Origin of the sequence: Paenibacillus sp. oral taxon 786 str. D14, assembly GCF_000159955.1 — a bacterium.
Taxonomy (GTDB): Bacteria; Bacillota; Bacilli; order Paenibacillales; family Paenibacillaceae; genus Fontibacillus; species Fontibacillus phoenicis.
In genome coordinates this window covers 468,073-487,307 of record NZ_GG695971.1, presented here as the reverse complement: position 1 = coordinate 487,307, position 19,235 = coordinate 468,073, and the positions used below count along the sequence as shown (strand labels likewise).

15 protein-coding genes are annotated in these 19,235 nt (G+C 51.2%); all 15 read right to left on the bottom strand.

The genetic code is table 11. From position 1 onward, the window contains the following. Positions 1–385: 385 nt before the first annotated feature. Positions 386–727, bottom strand: coding sequence for a hypothetical protein (locus POTG_RS05225; protein WP_028538158.1), 342 nt, complete (start codon positions 725–727; stop codon positions 386–388). 138 nt (positions 728–865) lie between these two features. Continuing rightward, the gene (locus tag POTG_RS05220) at positions 866–5,038 is read right to left on the bottom strand and encodes an S-layer homology domain-containing protein (protein WP_009223762.1); all 4,173 of its coding nucleotides are present in this window, start codon (positions 5,036–5,038) and stop codon (positions 866–868) included. Between the two features lie 610 nt (positions 5,039–5,648). Next, positions 5,649–6,770 carry a glycosyltransferase family 4 protein gene (locus tag POTG_RS05215; RefSeq protein WP_009223761.1) on the bottom strand — a complete coding sequence of 374 codons (1,122 nt, stop codon included), beginning with the start codon at positions 6,768–6,770 and terminating at the stop codon, positions 5,649–5,651. A 112-nt stretch (positions 6,771–6,882) separates the two neighbouring features. Next, a complete protein-coding gene (locus POTG_RS05210; RefSeq protein ID WP_085982534.1) occupies positions 6,883–7,644 on the bottom strand; it encodes a WecB/TagA/CpsF family glycosyltransferase in 762 nt (253 codons plus the stop codon). Positions 7,645–7,658: 14 nt separating this feature from the next. Further along, entirely contained in the window at positions 7,659–8,804 is a 1,146-nt protein-coding gene (csaB, locus tag POTG_RS05205; RefSeq protein WP_009223759.1) for a polysaccharide pyruvyl transferase CsaB, read from the bottom strand. Next, positions 8,777–10,795, bottom strand: coding sequence for a DUF5693 family protein (locus POTG_RS05200; RefSeq protein ID WP_009223758.1), 2,019 nt, complete (start codon positions 10,793–10,795; stop codon positions 8,777–8,779). Before POTG_RS05200 ends, csaB begins: the two co-directional genes overlap by 28 nt. A 65-nt stretch (positions 10,796–10,860) precedes the next feature. Next, positions 10,861–12,579 carry a phospho-sugar mutase gene (locus tag POTG_RS05195; RefSeq protein ID WP_009223757.1) on the bottom strand — a complete coding sequence of 573 codons (1,719 nt, stop codon included), beginning with the start codon at positions 12,577–12,579 and terminating at the stop codon, positions 10,861–10,863. A gap of 38 nt (positions 12,580–12,617) precedes the next feature. Then, positions 12,618–13,040: a 3-hydroxyacyl-ACP dehydratase FabZ gene (gene fabZ, locus POTG_RS05190; RefSeq protein ID WP_009223756.1), complete on the bottom strand. Its 423-nt coding sequence runs from the start codon at positions 13,038–13,040 to the stop codon at positions 12,618–12,620. Between the two features lie 319 nt (positions 13,041–13,359). Then, positions 13,360–13,560, bottom strand: coding sequence for a DNA-directed RNA polymerase subunit beta (locus tag POTG_RS05185; RefSeq protein WP_036644212.1), 201 nt, complete (start codon positions 13,558–13,560; stop codon positions 13,360–13,362). A 12-nt stretch (positions 13,561–13,572) separates the two neighbouring features. Then, on the bottom strand, positions 13,573–14,394 hold the full coding sequence (locus tag POTG_RS05180) for a flagellar hook-basal body protein (protein ID WP_009223754.1): 822 nt from the start codon (positions 14,392–14,394) through the stop codon (positions 13,573–13,575). Between the two features lie 39 nt (positions 14,395–14,433). After that, the gene (locus POTG_RS05175) at positions 14,434–15,336 is read right to left on the bottom strand and encodes a flagellar hook-basal body protein (protein WP_009223753.1); all 903 of its coding nucleotides are present in this window, start codon (positions 15,334–15,336) and stop codon (positions 14,434–14,436) included. Positions 15,337–15,413: 77 nt separating this feature from the next. Beyond that, positions 15,414–16,412: a rod shape-determining protein gene (locus POTG_RS05170; RefSeq protein WP_009223752.1), complete on the bottom strand. Its 999-nt coding sequence runs from the start codon at positions 16,410–16,412 to the stop codon at positions 15,414–15,416. Between the two features lie 246 nt (positions 16,413–16,658). Continuing rightward, entirely contained in the window at positions 16,659–16,943 is a 285-nt protein-coding gene (spoIIID, locus tag POTG_RS05165; protein WP_009223751.1) for a sporulation transcriptional regulator SpoIIID, read from the bottom strand. Between the two features lie 517 nt (positions 16,944–17,460). Beyond that, positions 17,461–18,207, bottom strand: coding sequence for a M23 family metallopeptidase (locus POTG_RS05160; protein WP_009223750.1), 747 nt, complete (start codon positions 18,205–18,207; stop codon positions 17,461–17,463). A 101-nt stretch (positions 18,208–18,308) separates the two neighbouring features. After that, a partial coding sequence (gene spoIID, locus POTG_RS05155) for a stage II sporulation protein D (protein WP_157273323.1) occupies positions 18,309–19,235 on the bottom strand: 927 nt, incomplete at its 5' end.

Here is a 19,235-nt window from a genome sequence, read left to right as displayed (position 1 = left end):
TACCTAAACATTATACAATGGGTCCCCAGAGCCGTAAAGCTAATTTTTCTAATAGATAGACAAGTTTCCCTATGAGGGAGACCTTGCCATGTCTAAAACAGTCGCCATTGCCAATGCTCTACATCTTAAACGCAGCAGGTTTCAAAAAGTTGCGGGGGATTTAAAAAAAATTGCGAGATTGTAACTTTTTCTAAGATTCCCCTGTGTTACGCCTTTTTTACTCCCTTACCGCCTGACGGAAATTAGTATAACATGCCGAAATATGTCAGTCATTAAGCAACTTTTCCCATTTTCGCGCTATCTCCATTGTATGTGAGCGCACGACAAATAAGACGTCCAATTTTGGACGCCTTATGGGTAAATCTCGTACCCAAGCGGCCGCAAGTTACCTTACTCTCATGGCCAATTGGATAATACGAGCCCGCATTTGCGGATCGGTATTCAGTTTCTCATACATCTCGTCGATGGCTTTTTTGTTATCTTTGTATGTCTTCTCATGCTTCATCGTGTTATGAGACCATTCAATCAGTTCGTTTTCGGCTGCACGCAGCTCGGTGAATGCGTCATGGAAGCCCGTCTCAATTACAAGGCTCTCCATAACCTCTTGGGTTACTTCTTGAAGCTTAGCCGTTTCTTCAATGCGCTTCTCCAATACTTTGGATCTATCCTCAAATTTGCGCTTAGCTTTGGAATAACCCAACTGCGGTTTCGATAGGATCGGTTTCATCTGTTCAAGTTCACCCTTTTGCATAATGTCTATTACTCTGCTTATTTTAACGTAAAGCGCATCAAATTACAAAAAGATGTAATTGGAAAAAGAGAAGTGATTGGGGATAGCGATCCCCAAACACTTCTCTTTGGTTAATTAGCTGAAGTTTTTAGGGAATAAGCTTGTACTCTTCTTAAGCAGTTCTACAGTCACCTTGCCAGCCTCAGCTCGAGTCATATAGCTGCCTGGATTGAAGTTATAAGATGGCTTCTTCGCTCCTGGCAACGTGATCGGACTGCCGCTCATGATTTTGGCACTTACAACGGCTTGAACAGCCGGACGAGCATAGTAATCGATTTGCCCGTAATCAAGGAAGGACTTCGCCAGTGAATTCGCCAGCTTATCGTCGTTCAACGCCAGCTTCAGCTTCAAGGCTCTCGCAATCATAACCGCTGCATCTTGTCTTGTAATCGGCATGTTAGGCGAGAAGAATCCTTCTGTCCGGCCTGTAATGATCCCCGCTCTGGCTGCTGTCTCAAGATGTTCGTAATCCCAAGTCGCAGTCTTCGCGCCATATGGAACATCAAAGAAGGTTTGTCTGCTGCTGTCCGCATTAATTGGCAGGCTCAGACCTTTGACTAATAGAGTTGCAAATTCCCCACGAGTTGTCTGGTCATCCGCACCAAATGCATCTGCACGCAGATTCTCCATGATTCCTTTCGAGTACAGACCGTTCAGAATATTGCGAGCCCAAGGGTGATTCGTAATATCCGTGTAGCTTCTGCTCAATTTATATACAGCGTAATATCCAAACTCATCAAATGGAATCGTTGCTGTATGAGCTTTGGTGTTAATTTCAGCCGGAACACGCGACCATTGTCCTCTTCCGCCTACATCCGTATATTTGAATACGGTAATCAGCGTCCCCGCTTCATCCACGACGTTGCTGTCAAAACTGATCGTAAGCGTACCGCGTTGAGATGGAACGATTTCACGCTCTGCTTCGAACGATGTAAAGAATCCCTCCGTAGAATATGGAGGCAGACCGTTCGTTGCCGGCTTATAGTCAGCAGAACCTTTATCACCTAACTCGCCTACACCACCGCTGATCCAGAAGATATTCGAAACCCGTGTAAAGTTATAGGTCTGCGCAGTGGATGTAAAGTTGGCTTTATACGTATCGAGCAAGTTGTTATTGCTGATAATCTCGGTGTTCTTATCGATATAAACCCCATAATCGTTACGACGCTCTACAACCCCGTCAGAAGGGTCTGCTATACCAAACAGCAGCTTCGTATCCGGATAATACTTCGTCACCCGATTGTTCGTCATATTAGCGGACTGCATAATAGTTCCTTTAGGGAAACTTAAGGTCAGTTGTTTGTTGAACACCTGATACTTGGTTGCAGGCTTCTCGGCCATGTACTGCGCATCAATACCAACATCGCTAGTATAATACACATTGATCGTATCATTGATCGTCGAATCGCCGCGGACAATTTGAATCTTAATACTGTTCAATTTGTCCGGTTTTAACCCAACATAATCGAGGGTGAAACGGTTTGGTTTGTCCGGCTCCGGACGGCGCATGGCCTCCTCTTTGCCAATGATGACTTTTGTTGCACCTTCTGCCTCGATATCAAAGCGTACAAAGTTCTTGTTAACAATAATCTGCTCTCCAACTGTGGCTACAGGAGCCAGCAAACGGTAAGGAGCTACTTCACGGGTGATCTCCAGACGTTGATTGGTTCGTGCTCCGGTTTTGTTAATGAGCTCCAAATTATAGACATGTGTTCCAGTAGAATCATTGTTAAAGTTAAGATCCCCTAAATACGTTACCGTCCCATCCGCAGCTGTCTGAGTTGCATCCATTAGACGGAGCAAGAAATCATCTTCATTCCCAATAAATTCATAATAATACTTAGGGGTGCCCGATTCCGGATAATTTCCTGCTTTGTATTCAGCATCGGTTGGAACAGGCAAGGTAAAGATGACGTTAGAGCCAGACATAATATTAATGGTCGTAGCTCCGCTTCCCCGAACAACTAGATCATAGTTCAGTTGGCTTGTCGTGTACTTCTCATCTTTATAAGTAAACTCTGTTGGTAATGTAGTAATCTTGCCGATTTTCTGATCGACGGCTGGTCGACCGGCATCATCGGAAGGTACATTGAATTCATCCAAAGTCGGGAATGGCGCTCTTGGCTCCGTAATTAAATTGGTTGGCGTCTTCCCTGGTTGAAATACGCTGATGTTCGCAACGTTCTCATCGATGACATAAATTCTCAGCTTCTTCGAAATCGGTACCAGATTGCCTGCAGCATCCCGGTACTGACCTCTAAATTCAATGGTATTCTCCCCAGCCACAAAAGGACCAGATTTGGCTGAAATGTTCAGATCCAGCTTGAACTTAGCCGAATACGGTGCAGTATTATTATCTGTTGCATCCGGAATTAAGTACGGATCTTCCCCTAATGTATCGGCTTCGGTTCCATTCTTAATCTCCTGAAGAAGATTTCTGCCGTTAACGAAGTATTCCGGGTTCGCTTCCTTGAGTTTGTCTTCAGTCGAAAGGTCAAATCCGTAATATTCACCGGTAATGACAATGTTTCCAATACCGTTATTGTCCTTCGAATTAAAGGAATAGCTTTGGCCGTCGATCAAGTTGTCTACCAGGATCCCCATAATCGAGGTATAGGAGACACTTGCATCATATGGTTGAGATGTCTTCGTCCCTGCGTTGTCATATTGGAAGCGAAGATTTTGTTCACCTTTAGCAAGTCCAGAAACCTTATAGATGAATGTATTTGTAAGATTCTTAAAACCAGTAGGCTCTGAAGCATCAGGAACCTTAGCCTGTACTCCCGGATTCGAAATAGTAATATCCTTCGTACCCAAAGGCAAGTACTTACCTGTTAGATTTCCAGTAACCGCACTTTCGGTTTCAACCATGATATAAAAGTCACCGCTTGACAAAGTTGCCCCTTTCAGAGGGATCTGACTAGTCTTGGAGACATCTCCGTTATCGGTGTCTTTATATTGAGGGAGATAGATAATATTTGATATTTTTGTCTGATTCGAGAGATAGTATTCCCGTGTCTTGTTTACTGTATAATTCCAGGTTCCTGCGGTTGCGTCCTTTTCTCCATAATTCACTACAATCCTAGGACTTTGCTTCGCTTTAACTCCACTGGCGTCTGTTTGGAGGGCAACGCCATTAAGTTTGAACGTTACCAAACGGTAGACAGGACCTGTGGAATCCTCGATGATCACTTCTTCCGTATCACCAGTGGTAGGAACTTCAAATTGTTGATTGTCATTGTACAGGTTAGGTGGCAGCATCTCAGGTGTATATTCAGTGCCATCCACAGTGATTTTACTGTCACTTTCAAAGCTATTAGCGCTCGCGCTATAAGGTACTAGCATTTGGATGACTAAATCATTTGGCGTCGTCCCTGTCTTTAAGGTTGGCGTACTGTTCAACAGGTCATACGCTTTGCCGCCATTGTTATTGTCTAAGACATGGATATCAACAAAAGGATCCGTATCATTGAAATAGTATACGTCACGTGTGATCTGAATCGAGTCAGAGCCATTCGTAAACGTGATCGACAACTTGTTAAGTCCAGGCGTTAATCTCAATGGATTCGAGGTTAGTGTATTTTCGTAAATGTCGGTCGCCAACGGCTCGCCGCCATTAATGGAAATGCTTGCTTTGGTCGCATTATACACTTCACCCGTCAAGTAAATGATCGGGTTCTTAACGACAGCACGGCTTCCTTCGTTCAAGCTTACATCCGACAGAAATCCGCTGCCCGCGATCATTAGCTTGGTGAAGTAAGGGATTTTGTCATAAAGAACAAAAAAAGTCTCGATCGCTTCTACGTTCCCATACTTCCCTTTGAGCGTAATTCGGTTTAATCCGGGAAACAGCGTAAGATTGGACGCAGTAAAGCGAGTGCTGGAATCCGCGGTGATGGTTCCAGGTGCAGAGTGCACGGTATCCACTTCCCATGTGGACTTGGAACTATTCCAGGTGAGCAGATCGATCTGAGCCGTCAGCGTGGTCCCCGTGACTTTAGAATACGTCCCTGTGATTTTGATCGTAGGGCTATTCGTCACCTTCACCTTGGTTCTGAGATTTGAATCATTTCCTATGTCACTCAAAGCATAGTTCGCTGTGTTTAAAATTTCCCTATCATCAGGATAAAAAAACGAGGTGCTATTCTCGTCCGCTGCATGGACTGTAGAGGCCGCTCCCACAGGGAACATCCCAGCAATCAGCACAAGCAGGGTCAGCCATATAAACGGCTTCTTCAAGCGTTGCATGGATTAATCTCTCCTTTGTCATGTAGTGTGTGTTGATGTCCCCGTCAAAGTTCTGCAGGGACTGCCCAAAATCGTCACTTACATATGTTATCGGTCGAAAGTTGGAAGAATTTTAGGAAAACTTGAAAGAGAATCCAACGAAAATCCCAGGATACAAAAAAAGCCGTGCCCGGCTAGGGTTGTTCCTTGATTATCCCGTTCGTTCAGTCTCCTCCTAAGTAAGTAACCCTCCCTTGGTAGCCCTCTTCAGTATCGCATAACGGACCGTAATGACCTTATCCCCTTATTTCCCACTCATTTCCCGATCTAACGGACTGTAGAGGCCTTATTGAGCTCGTTCTGAAGTGAAATCGCCCTAGCGGCACGGAATAAGGTCTCCACGGTCCGTTAGAATCCAATTGGCAGCAATCAAGCGCAATTAACGGCTCTGGAGTCCGCTAGATCAGGGGGACTATAAGAGGTGCAGAGCGGTTGAAGGTGCTTCGGGCCGAACAGGGAGGGTACCCGGCTGAATCAAGCACAAAAAAACAACCCCTGCGGCTCATCACCGCCAAGGGTTGTCCTAGTACAAGTAAAGAAATGCATAATTGCCCTGCAATTAGGAATGCTATTATTTCGTACCGCGCTCTTCCGACACCTTCATGCGAAGGCGGGCGAGGAAGTCGAGCACGGGGCGCTTCGTCTTGCCGATCAGGCCGATGACTTCGGCGCCGATTTGCAGGAAGAAGACCATGACGCAGATGACGACGAATGTCACCCAGTTGGCGTTGTACATTGCGGCCGACGATTGGATGACGGCCAGCACGCCGAAGAACGCGGCGATGCCGTAAATGATCAGCACCGTCTGGCGGTGGCTGAATCCGAGCTCGCGCAGGCAATGGTGCAAGTGCCCCTTGTCCGGCGAGAAGATCGGCTTCTTCTGCATCCAGCGGCGCACGATGGCGAACATCGTGTCCGAGAGCGGCACGCCGATCAGGATCAGCGGCGTCAGGAACGACACAATCGCAATCTGCTTAAAGCCGAGCAACGATAACAGCGCTAAGCTAAAGCCGAGAAATAAGGCGCCCGAGTCTCCCATGAAGATTTTGGCCGGGTGGAAGTTAAAGTACAGGAATCCAATAATGCTGCCCAGCAGCAACAGGCAAAGCAACGCCACCATCACATTGCCCATCAGGAACGCCATAACCGCAATCGTCCCGATCGCGATGGCAGAGACCCCTGCAGCCAATCCGTCCAATCCGTCAATCAGGTTAATGGCATTCGTCACGCCAACGATCCACAGAATGGTGAACGGAATGGCCACCCACGTCTCCACTGCAGCATACGTGTGAAACGGAATATTCGCAAATTCAATCCGGATATCGAACACGAACACGACCACGCAGGCCGTCGCGATTTGAATCAGAAATTTCAGTTTCGCCGGCAAATCTAAGCGATCGTCCAAAGCGCCCAGCAACACGGTAATCGTTCCGCCTACCAGGAAAGCTTTGATGAAGTTCACTTCGCGTACCGTGAATACGTCAGGTAAGAATGGAAGAAGCAGAAAAAACGCGATGACAAAAGATAAAAATATCCCTAAACCACCGAGTCTCGGCATAATTCGTGTATGCACTTTGCGCGCATTGGGCACATCCACGGCGCCGACCTTAACAGCGAATTTCTTTACGAGCGGCGTTAGGCCCAAAGCCAAGCCAAGTGAAACGATAAACCCGATGATATAGATCATCAACATTCAATTTCGACCTCCAATTGTTCTGCACCGGAATGATTATACTCCGATTAAGGAGAAACACCAACCCCGCATTTGCGCAAAAAATCACAGTAATTCATGGAAATCGAGACTTTTAGCCCATTTTCGTAAGGTTTTCTTTCTCCCGCAGCACGCGTACGGCGAATTTCGGCAGCGCCAGCATTCTGCGGAAGCGGGTAGGTTCCTTCAACAACCGGTACAGCCATTCCAGCCGAAGCTTCCGGAAGGCCATCGGAGCTCGTTTGGTTCGCCCGGAAATCACGTCGAAGCTGCCGCCGACGCCCATCATGACAGGGACGCGCAGGACGTCTTTGTATTTGGCGATCCAAGGCTCCTGCGTGTCTGCCCCCCGTGCAACAAACAGCAGATCAGGCGCGGCTTTGACGATTTCATCGATCACTTCTTGGTCTTGATTCGGACCGAAGTAGCCGTCGCGATATCCCACGATCGTCGTCCCGGGATATTGCAAGGCCAATCGGCGAGCCGTTTCCTTCACGACGTCCGGCGCTGCACCAAGCAGGTACACCTTCCAGCTGCGGCGTTCCCCTTGCTTCATCAATTCGTGCAGCAGCTCGTACCCCGGCACGCGTTCTGTCACCGGATCACCGCCTTTTTGCGCGGCCCAAACCAGGCCCGTTCCGTCCGGCACAATCAATTCGGCGGTTCTCATCATCGCTTTATATTCCGGATTCTCAATCGCCGCCATCATCATGATCGGATTGGCCGTAATCACATGGTGCGGCGTCTTGGCGGCAACCACCTCCGTCAAATAAGCGACCGTCTCCTTCATCCCCCATTTGCAGACGGGAACGCCAAAGACCGAAACCGTCGGGATACCTTCCTTGATCATCGTCATCACCTGTTCACCCATCACTTTCGTAAAAATTCAACGATCCACCGCGCGGGTACCCTTGCTTCCCGCTTCAGTTCCGCGATTTGCGCGGCGTGGGTCTTGCGCCACGTCCCGGCTTCCTGCAGGAGGCGCTCCCCTTCCGCGGCCAAGATCCGCGGATCCAGCTCCTCCGCGGTCCCGACCGGGACGCTTCCGATGCGACCTAAGAAATGGTCGATCTTCGGGTCATACGAGACGCCGAGCAGCGGGACGTTCTGCGAGGCGGCGTAGATCAAGCTGTGCAGCCGCATGCCGATCAGCAGGCTGCACTGGCTGACCTCCCGCAGCATATCCTGCGGGTGCTCCGCCTCTGGCGCGATGCTCACGGTGCAGCCGCGTTCCGCCGCATTTCCCAGCCGTTCCATCACGAAGCGTGAAGCTTCGTCGTCGCCAGGGAAATGGAAGGGCAGGAAGCGGATATGCACCGGCTTGCGGCGGCAGAGCAGCGAGAGCCCCTCGGCCAGCTGCGTGAGATCGGTTCGCGATGGGTTCCAGAAGCGAACCGATACGCCAACGACCGGCAGCTCGGAAGCGGACTCGCCTTCCTCGCGGTGCCCTTCCGAGGAGCGATCCGCAGGCTCCCGAAGCGTCAGCCCCATCACGGGGTCGGGCACGACCTGGATGGCGTCTTTGCCGCGCAGCCCCATGTCCCGGAGCAGGCTGGCCGATTCCGTATCGCGCACGGAAATATAGTCGCAGCGCCGGAACACCGAAGCGATCAAAGGCCGGAACAGCTTGCGGTTCACCGGTCCGATGCCCTGAGCATACACGAAGGTCGGCTTGCCGAGCCATTGCGCCAGCTTGATGATACCCAGATAATACGGGATTGACTTGATCCCCGTCGCATCCTGCAGCAAGCTGCCGCCTCCGCTGATCAATCCGTCGCTGCTCTTTATAGCCTTCCTTACCTCGCCGAGTTTCATCCGGTGTACAGCTTCCACACCATACGTGCGGCTTGTCCACTCCGGATCGATGGACAGCACAACCGGCTTAATGTCCACGCCCGAGGCAAGTCCTTCTTCTTCCAACGCGGTCAGGATGGATTGAAGCACCGCTTCATCCCCGCTGTTGCGAAACCCGTAATACCCCGACAGAACTATGGTTTTAGCAGTCGTGGCGACCATTTATCCCAGCACCTTTCAATGATTTGCCAAACCAGAACGGCAATCAAACCAATCACAAGACCAAGTCCGAGACCCAGAACATCGCGGATCAACGAAAGCACGGCCGGCGTGTGAATATGTGCGAACGTGTCGACCATCGACAATTGGCCCATCACCGCGATAATCATCGCGAACATCGCCCAGCGATAGCGGAACGCGGCAAACAGACCAACGATAAAGAGCGGATGCGCCAGCAAAAATTCTTTGTTCCGCGGCCGAACACCAAAGGTGTTCTCCAGGAAAGAACGGAAGGCCGCTTCACCCGGAAGCAACGTTCCAGAATTCCCAGTACGGGACAGGTAGTACAGCGCCGCCACTCCAAGTACAGCAGCAACGACTACCCAAAGCACCGTAATCCGCATGCTAAGCCATTTGCGCAATTCCTCCCAAACCGAGTTCCCCCGGTATAAGAAGACATATACGGCGATCAGCAGGATTGGCGCCAAATGCAGCAGGCTGACGCCACGGAATTGATTCAGCACCAGGCTGTACGTAATGTTGTTCAAGAGCGCGATCACGAACGGTACAGCGAATAGGGACAGCAACGATGTTTTGATATACAACACAATCGTATGGGTCAGCCGCCGTCCGCCCGAGAGATTCGGATGCTTCTCTTGAAGCTCCTGCACCTTGCGGATCGCCAATACCATCGCAATTGTCGGCGCGCTGATGGCTACGAACAGAGCCAAGGCTTGCTCAAGCAAGACCGGCTTCAGCACGTACAGTCCAGCCGAACCTACCAGGCCGAGCACAAAAGCTGCCAGTGTAAGCGACGGCAGGAAGCAGGAAATCAGCAACGCTACAAACGCTACGCCTCCAAGGACAACCAGCGCTTTCAGGTATCTCTGCCAGCTAGCGTCGTGAATCGTGAAAGCCTCAGCTTGTCCCAGCTCAAATCCGTTGTTTTCGATCCGCTTCATTGCATTCCCCGGAGCTTGCAGCGAACCAATCAGATTATCGATGGGATTCGTAATCGACGCTTTCGCCACGTCCTTGGAAGCAGAAGCGTTGAGATAAACCATCCGGATGTTCCGGTCTTTGGTCGCCAGAACGAACCGGTCGGCCAGCGTCATCTTATCCTGGGAAGCCTCCGCATCCGACAAGGAATGCAGGCGCACCACGTTATAATCGATCAGGTAAGCCAGTTTGTTAAAGCCTTTTTGCGGAGCCTTCAAATTTTCGATGGCCGCGATGCCGATGTTGTATTTTTTCAGCAAATCCGCAAAGCCCTGCAAACTATGCTTCGTCTGATCCTCGTTAAAGCCTTTCACCGCTTCGCCGTCGAACAGAATGCGATTTACCCCGTTTTCAGCGAAAAAGGCCAGCAGTTGATCCATCTCTTCCTGATCATAAGGGATATTGTCCGAAAGCCGCGGCAAAATCGTAAAGCCTTTCTCCCGCAGCATGTTAAACGCAATCGGATCTAGCGGCATCGGCTTCATCATCGCTTCTTCCATGCCCATACCGATAGCGAGCCCGCCATGATCTTGATACTGCCAGTTTGCCACCGGCACGTCCAGCTGGCGGAATGCCGCTTCGATCATCGGCTTCAACTGCGCTTCGTTCTCCGCACTTGTAAACGCCAGGTAGGTGTAATTGCCGCTATTCGTCACGACGGCACCGTTCAGCTTCGCAACTTCCAGCGAACTAAAAACCATAATCCGGCGCGCTTTTACCAATTCGTCCAACGTGCTTTCAAACATCGCCATGGTGCCCACGCCAGCTTCTTTCAGACGGTCCAGCTGCTCATCCATATACGCCTGGGGATTCGCCTGATACGATGCGATATCCAACAATCCTCGATAATTAAAGACGAACTCCACTTTGTTTGCGGAGGATTCCGTTTGAACCCGCTGCGCGATCACCGGCACAGAAGCCAGGATTCCGACAATCACCAAAACCCACAACAATTTTCGGGAAGCGTTATTCCACCGCTGCCAACTTCGAATCACTAAGGTACCTCCTCAAAAATGCATGAATCCACATCTGTTATTTGTTTCCCCAACCTGCTTGCCGATTATTGATCGACGCGGGCAAGAACGTCTTCTTGAATCCGGTTCAGACGCGACTTGGCATCTTCCGCAGATGTGCCGCAAACGCCAAAATAGAATTTGATCTTCGGTTCCGTACCCGAAGGGCGCAGACAGAACCACGAACCGTCATCCAGCAAAAACTTCAGCACATTCTCCTTCGGCAATCCGTCCAGGCCTTGCGAGTAATCGAGTACTTCGGATACACGCACGCCCCCAACTTCCTGCGGCGGGTTGCTGCGGAAGGCTTCCATCAACGCCCCGATTTGGGCCAGGCCGTCCTTGCCTTTTAACGTACGGGAAGCTAACGCTTCGCGGTAATAGCCGAACTGTTGGTACAGCTCCTCCAACACGTCGATCAAGGTCTTTCCTTGGCGTTTGTAATACGCTGCCGCTTCGCAGATCAACATCGAGGCTACGACGGCATCCTTATCGCGCGCATAGTTGCCTGCCAGATATCCGTAGCTTTCCTCATAACCGAACAAATAAGTATACTCGCCGGAAGCTTCAAATTCGTTCATCTTCTCACCGATATATTTGAAGCCGGTCAGCGTGTTAAACACCGCAGCCCCATAGTGGCGGGCAATCGCAGCGCCAAATTCGCTGGTTACAATCGTCTTGACAACCGCGCCGTTGTTCGGAAGCTTTCCTCTTTCCTTCATTTGACTCAATACATAATGAACGAGCAAGGAGCCCGATTGGTTACCGGTAAGAATTTCATATTCGCCGTCCCGCGTGCGCACAACGGCCCCCATTCGGTCAGCATCAGGGTCTGTACCGATCAAGATATCCGCGCCCACTTGCTTGCCGAGCTCGATAGCCATCGTGAACGCTTCCCGTTCTTCTGGGTTCGGGGACTTCACCGTTGGAAAATCACCATCCGGCATTTCCTGTTCCTTCACAATATGCACTTGGGTAAAACCAAGCTTCTCCAAAGCACGGCGAACCGGAAGGTTCCCTGTCCCATGCAGCGGCGTAAAGACAACCACCAGATCTTTAGCTGCTCCGGAAGTCATGAGCTCGCGATTGACACTGGTGTTCGCCACTGTATCCGCAAAGGCTTCATCCTCGTCGGCGCCAAGCCATACGAGCAATCCCTTCGCTTCCGCTTCTTCCCGGCTTAACCGTTTGACTTGAGCGAAGGATGCCACTTTCTGAATGCGAGCAATGACCTGCTCCGCTTCATGTGGAACGAGCTGGCCGCCTGTCGAGTTATAGACTTTATAGCCGTTGTACTCGGGCGGGTTGTGACTTGCAGTGATGACGATGCCCCCGGTCGCCTTCTGAGCGCGTACAGAGTAGGAGAGCTGCGGCGTTGGGCGCAACGATGGGAACAGCTTGGCTACGATGCCGTTGCCGGCCAGCACCAAAGCAGCTTCCAACGCAAACTCCGGCGAGAAGTGACGGCAATCATGCGCAATGACAACCGAAGGTGCCCCGGCTTGGCCCGCATGCGCTTCCAGAATATATTCGGCAAACCCTTGCGAAGCACGGGCTACCGTATAACGGTTCATGCGGTTGCTCCCCGCGCCGATCACGCCGCGCAACCCGCCTGTCCCAAACTCCAGGTCACGATAGAAACGGTCCTCAAGTTCGGCCGGGTTATTTTCCAAATCACGCAATTCCTGTTTGGTTGCTTCATCAATCGTTGGGTCCTGCAGCCAGCTCGCCAGCTTCTCACGGACGGCATTACTGATTTCAGTCATGATAGGTTCTCCTCCTTAGTGATTACGATTACGCCCGATTAAGACAAGGCGAACATGATGTCTCCCTCGGCAACAATTTTATCGTCCACTTTCGCAATGGCATGGCCTTTACCGATGGAGCCCTTCATCCGGGTCACTTCGACCTCCAAGCGCAGCGTATCTCCCGGGACCACTTGCCCGCGGAAGCGGAATCCATCCAGTCCAGCCAAGAAGCCGATCTTCCCGCGGTTCTCCTCGACGTTAAGGATCGCAACGGCGCCGACCTGCGCGAGCGCTTCCGTAATCAGTACGCCAGGCATTACAGGGTATCCCGGAAAATGCCCGGTAAAGAACGGCTCATTCATCGTGACGTTCTTGATCCCGACGGCGCGTTTGCCTTCTTCCAGCTCAATAATGCGGTCCACCAGCAAAAACGGAGGACGGTGCGGCAGGATTTCCTGAATTTGGTTCGTGTTTAACATATGTAAGTCTCCTTTCGGTTTTGTGGCATGAGTCTCGATTGGATGCGTCCCAACTTGAATAAAAATGCGGGGATCCGTTCAAACTGTAGATATCCTTCGCCTCTGCAGAAGCGAAGGTTAAGATAAGGGGCTTATCCGCAAACGACCTCCCGGTCGATTACGGATATAGCCCTTTTGACGATGTTCCCCATCTAAGTCCCCCATCATTATACATTTTTCGCCTACAAAAAGAAAACTCCCGTCAGCCGAGAGTTTGTGGACATTTTTGTTATTTTCGTTCTGTTTCTTCTATATATATATAGAGGCGATCTGATTGGCCTTATGGAGCAAAGACCAGATCAAGTACATGCTTCCAAGTTGCCCAGTTCCAAATATCGGACATATCCTGTTTGCCGAACACGACATACCCTACGACCATACCTGCCGCCAGAGCTGCGACAAGAACGAGCAACACAAGCACGATCTTCAGGATGACGATCCAGGCCGGCCGTTTGCTCACCGGTTGACTGTCTTCACTCATGAAGCATCCCACCTATCCGCGCAAGTTGTTGGCTAGACCCATCATCGTTTCACCCGAGGTTAGCGCACGAGCTGTCAATTGGTAGGCGCGCTGCACCTGGAGCATTTCCGCCATCGCTTCCGTTAAATCTACGTTAGAAGCTTCCAGCGCCCCTTGGCGCAGGCTGGCCCGCTGTTCCTGCGGGAGCGACAAGTTATCCACCATCGCTTCGGCAGGGTCAAGACCCGCTGCTAGAACAAAGAGGTTCCCGTCCTTCTGAACGAGTGCATCCGGCCGCTCCGCCGTCAACAACGCGATTCGTCCCACTTCCGTTGTGCCTTCCCCATTGGTTGCCAGGATATTCCCTTCAGCGTCAATGCTAAGCTTGGCATCGGACGGGAACGTGATCGAATCGCCTTCGGAGTTCAGGACCACGTACCCAAGTTGATTGACCAAGAAGGCCGACTCGGCATCATCTGGATCCGGTTGAATGTGAAAATCGCCGCCCCGGGTATAGGCAATGTCACCTCCCGGCAACATTACACTAAACATCGCATTGCCTTGAATAGCCAAATCCGTCATATTTCCGGTCTCTTGAATCGAGCCCTGAGCATAATTGACAGTGACCTGCGACATTCTAGAACCAAAACCCAGAGTGAATCCGGACGGTGTGGCCCGGCCCGGCAGATTCAGATCCGAAGTCTGGTTCTGCACCCGAGTCAGCGTGTCTTCAAAGTTAGCTTCTTTTCGTTTATACCCTACTGTGTTCGAGTTAGCAATATTATCAGCCAGCAAGTCCAAACGCTGTTGAATGCCGCTCATCGATACCATCGCGCTGATGACGGTGTTATTCATGCCGCACCTCCTGTATTAAGCAAAAGCAACCGCACATGATCATTGTACTTTGCCAATTTCATTAACCGCTTTATCCAAGCTTCTATCATAATATTGAATGATTTTTTGGTTGGATTCATAAGCTCGTTGGGCGGCCAGCAAATCCACCATAGATTGGGCGGTATCAACATTGGATACCTCAAGATAGCCTTGGCGTACCACAGCTCCATCCGTTCCAGGCACCAACTCGCGTACTCCCGCCGCCTCTTCATCCGCCACCCGGAACACGCCGTTGCCTTCACGGACAAGCTGGTAAGGCTGTTCTACTACCGTAATCCCCAAAGTCCCCAAGTCCACCAGGGCACCGGTATTGTCTACGGCCGTCAAATTCCCGGCTTCATCGCTGGTCAGCGTGTCCACGGACAATCCCGCATCGAGGATAATCGGATTGCCGCCTGTGTCCAGCACCCGGAAACCGGTGGACGTTCTCAACTCGCCCGCCGCATTCACCGTGAAGCTGCCGTCCCGGGTATATCTTACATTCCCCTCGTTATCTTCCACGGCGAAGAAGGCTTGCGGTTGATAAATCACTTCGCCGTCCTCTGTGACGAATTTACCGGAGGCGTCAAACGCATAAGGCCCACCCGTTTCCGGGTTCTCCAGGCTAAGCTCCGAGATCAGGGCAAAATCGGTATTTTTCCCGGTTTCCTTCAAATCTCCTTGCGTAAACGCCGGCAAGCTCTCTTCCGCAAACACCCCGGTGACCAGCTTCCCGATTTGCTTATTGTTCCCCGACTGCTTGTCCCCCATCAAGGAAATCAACATTTCGGGAAAAGAGCGCGCGACGGTATTCACCGATTTGTAGCCCGGTGTGTTGAGATTGGCGATATTCTGCGTAACTGTATCATGCCGCCGTTGTTCGGCGATCATGCCGGATGCTGCGGTATAGAGACCTCTTAGCATGACTTACCTCCAAACGCTATGTATTCTAAATGCCCTATTCCTCGGGCAATTCATTCCTTCTTTATTTTATCGGACGATTAGAACTTTCTTCTTAGCACCTTGTCCAAATTATCGAGCATAATCCCCGTACCCTTTACCACACAGTGCATCGGATCTTCCGCAATGAGCACCGGTACGTGAAGCTCTTCGGCAAGCAGCTCGTCCAACCCGTTCAGCAGAGCGCCTCCTCCGGTCAAAATCACGCCGCGGTCAATGATGTCGGCGGACAATTCCGGTGGAGTGCGCTCCAGCACCGATTTGGCGGTGGCAACAATGGAGGATACCGGATCAGCCAGGGCCTCCTGGATTTCTTTCGCCGTGATCGTCACGGTCAGCGGCAGTCCGGACACCATGTCCCGTCCGCGGATATCCATCTCCGCCTGCCGTCCGTTCGGGTGCACCGTTCCGATTCCAATTTTGATATCCTCTGCTGTCCGTTCCCCGATCAACAGCTTGTACTTCGTTTTAATATATTTAATGATGGCAGCATCAAACTTGTCCCCAGCGACTTTAAGTGACGAGGCCGTGACGATGTCTCCCATGGAGAGCACCGCCACATCCGTCGTCCCGCCGCCGATATCGACAACCATGTTGCCGCTCGGTTCGAAAATATCCATGCCAGCCCCAATTGCAGCCGCTTTAGGTTCTTCTTCTAAATACACTTCTTTGGCGCCGCTGTGTTCGGCGGCTTCGCGAATCGATTTCTGCTCGACCGACGTAATGTTCGTTGGCGCGCAGATCAGAATTCTCGGATGGCTGTACCAGCTTCGCCCGCCCACCCGGTCAATAAAATACTTCAACATCGTTTCCGTAATTTCAAAATCGGCAATGACTCCGTCCTTCAAGGGACGAATTGCAGTGATATTTCCAGGCGTACGACCTACCATCCGTCTAGCTTCCTCACCGACGGCCAGTACCCGTTTCCCGTCGCTGTCAATGGCGACAACGGAAGGTTCGTCAAGTACGACTCCCTTCCCCTTGATATGAATTAGCACATTGGCCGTGCCTAAATCAATCCCAATATCCTTGCCCATCATTCGATCCCCCAAAGCGTATTTTTGTAAATCACGGAAAGGACGTAGCGGTCCTACCTCATGTGATATGGCAGAAGCGTCCCGCTGACTAGGTGTTGTTTATCGACAAAAGTCGAAGAATATCGCGAAATTTCGGGATAAATGGATGAAAATCCACATCATCTTATACCATATTTAAAAATACCATACTTTAGGGGATTGATTCAATGATTATCGTTCGATGAGTGAACTAAATAAATTCATTACTCATTAATTAACGGAGCTAATCACCTCACGTTTGGATTGACCTTTTTTCTTATACTTGATCTTCGTTGCTTCACCGCCGCGCAAGTGTCTAATCGATTTGTGATATTCGAGAATGTGCTTCACCTGATCCGCTAAATCCGGATTAATCTCCGGCAAACGTTCGGTTAAATCCTTGTGCACCGTGCTTTTCGAAACGCCGAATTCCTTGGCGATCGTCCGAACTGTGTGCCGTGTCTCCACGATGCACCGTCCAATCTTTATCGTCCGTTCCTTGATGTAATCGTGCACGCTCCCGCCTCCCTCAACTCGAGATAGTTTGGTACATTATATGAGGGGCGGGCTTAGATATTCTTTGTTTCCAAGCGTGACAAGCCTTTGCGGGGCCTTTTATTTTACCGTTGGTTACTAAGGGAGTAGCTGCAGCTCGGTTGGACAAGTGAAGTGAAGTGCGTAAAACGGAGTAATGGAGTTACCATCTTCATGCTTCATAAAGGACTTTTTTGGCCTTATTTGGGCGTTCGAGCTTGATCTGCACGAAATAAGGACAAAATAGGCTCTTATTTGTCTCGGTCCTCAGGAAAACAAGCCTTATGAGGCTTGGATCAAAAAAATAAGGCCAATATTTTCCCTTATTTACTCGGGAAGCCGGAATTTCCGGTAAATAAGGCCTTTTTGTACCCTTATTGCGAATGAGGACAAAAAAAACGGAGAGCTCTTCGCTCTCCGTCAGGCCTGCTGCCGTAGTCCTCGATGTTTGGATCGGCTGGCAGTGCCTTACATGGGATGGATGGGTTATTGCAAAACGTTAGTTTTTCGGAAGTACGGATTCCGGATTCACCAGCTCGCCATTTTCATAAATTGCAAAATGGACGTGGTTGTCGAGATCCTTCTCCACTTCGTTGCGGCCGGCGCTGCCGATAATGTCGCCTTGCTTCACTTCGGCATCCTTCTTCACCTTAACTTCGCCTAAGCTTTCGTATACCGTCTTCAGGTTGTTAGCGTGCGTAATTTCCACCACGTACCCGAGGAGCGGCACCTCTTCAACCCGCGTCACTTTCCCGCTCATGGCAGCCGTGACTTCGAAAGGCTTACGGTCTTCGCGCGCCAAGTCGATCCCGGTGTTTGGCGTAAACGTATCGTTGTACTGCACCAGGGCGGCTTGATGTTCTTCGGCCGTGCCATCCTTCTCATAGAACGGCTTCACCACACTAACTTCGGCGGCATTCACTACCGGCCAAGCGAGATCTTCGGAGGAGGCGATGACTTCGGTTGCTTCTTCCTCTGTCGTTCCCTCTCCCGTTGCGGCTTCCTCTTCGCCAGACAGGTTCACGGTGTCGGTCACGCTGGCGGGGGTCGAGTCCATCGGCTTGTTGCTCGCATCCTGGTAGACCCACACTAAGGTTAGTATAATTGCCGCTGCCGCCACATACGCTGCCGGGTAAACCCATCTCTTTGACAATAATCTCTTCCACGCGGATACCGGCTTCACCGGTTCTCCCAGTCCCATTTTAGGAGATTCCTCGTGACTTGTTTTTTTCTGGTTTTCATTCATTTGCTCATCACCTCAGTAACCAGTGTTACCGGGGTGAACTCTTTTATACTTCGTCTATATACTTTTTTTTCAGAAAAAAGAGAAACTTCGCATTCAAGCCACTACTTGAGAAAATGGGAGACCTGCTGAAACGAGATTCCCGTGTAGTAGTGTTTGAGGATTTGCGTGGTTGTATAACCCTCTTTCGCCATCCCGTTCGCTCCCCACTGGCTCATGCCAACGCCGTGGCCGTAGCCATAGGTGGTGATCTTCACGGTATCGCCGGCCACCGCCAGCGTAAACTGGCTGGAGCGAAGGTCCAGCTTCTCCCTAACTTCCCGGCCGGTGTACACCTTGTCGCCGATGCGAATTTCTTTCACCCGACGCCCGGTGGTCCAAGAGAGGATCTTAAACAGCTTGTCGGCACTCAGCTTCGACGCCGCCGCTTTGGCTTGGGCTTCCCCCTGATCCAGCGCAGCTAATGCGGTCTGCACCGGTTCCGGCACTTTCTGTCCCAGCTTGGCGTAAAGCTGGGTGAGCGGCATTTCCACGGTTTCGCGGTTGTTCGGATTGATCGCCGCATCCCATGGGCTAGGCACGCTGCGCAAATAAGGAATTTTCAGCGACCAATATTCCTCGGAGTTCTCCGTGTATCCGCCGCTGGAAGAGAAGAAGGAAGCGGTGATCGGCTGTCCGCGGAACGTCATGACGATTCCTGCGGTCTGCCGGACGGCTTGACGCAGCTTCTCCAGCTCTGCGCCCTTCCCCCGGCTTGGCCACTCTTCCAATTCCGCACGGGGGAGATAGACTTGATGATTGGCGGTGTCGTTGACATCCGCATCTTTGCTCCCGGTGCCTGAGGGTTCTCCAGCGGCCAGCCGCTGGACGATAAAGGTGCGCGCCGCGATGGCCTGCGCTTTGATTGCCGCGAGCTCGAAGTCCGCCGGCATCTCGGCGGCGAGCACGCCGGTGACGTATTGCTCGAGCGGCACGGTCTCGACCACGCCGGTGCGCGTGAGATAGACGCGCACCGGCGGCCCGCCCGCGGC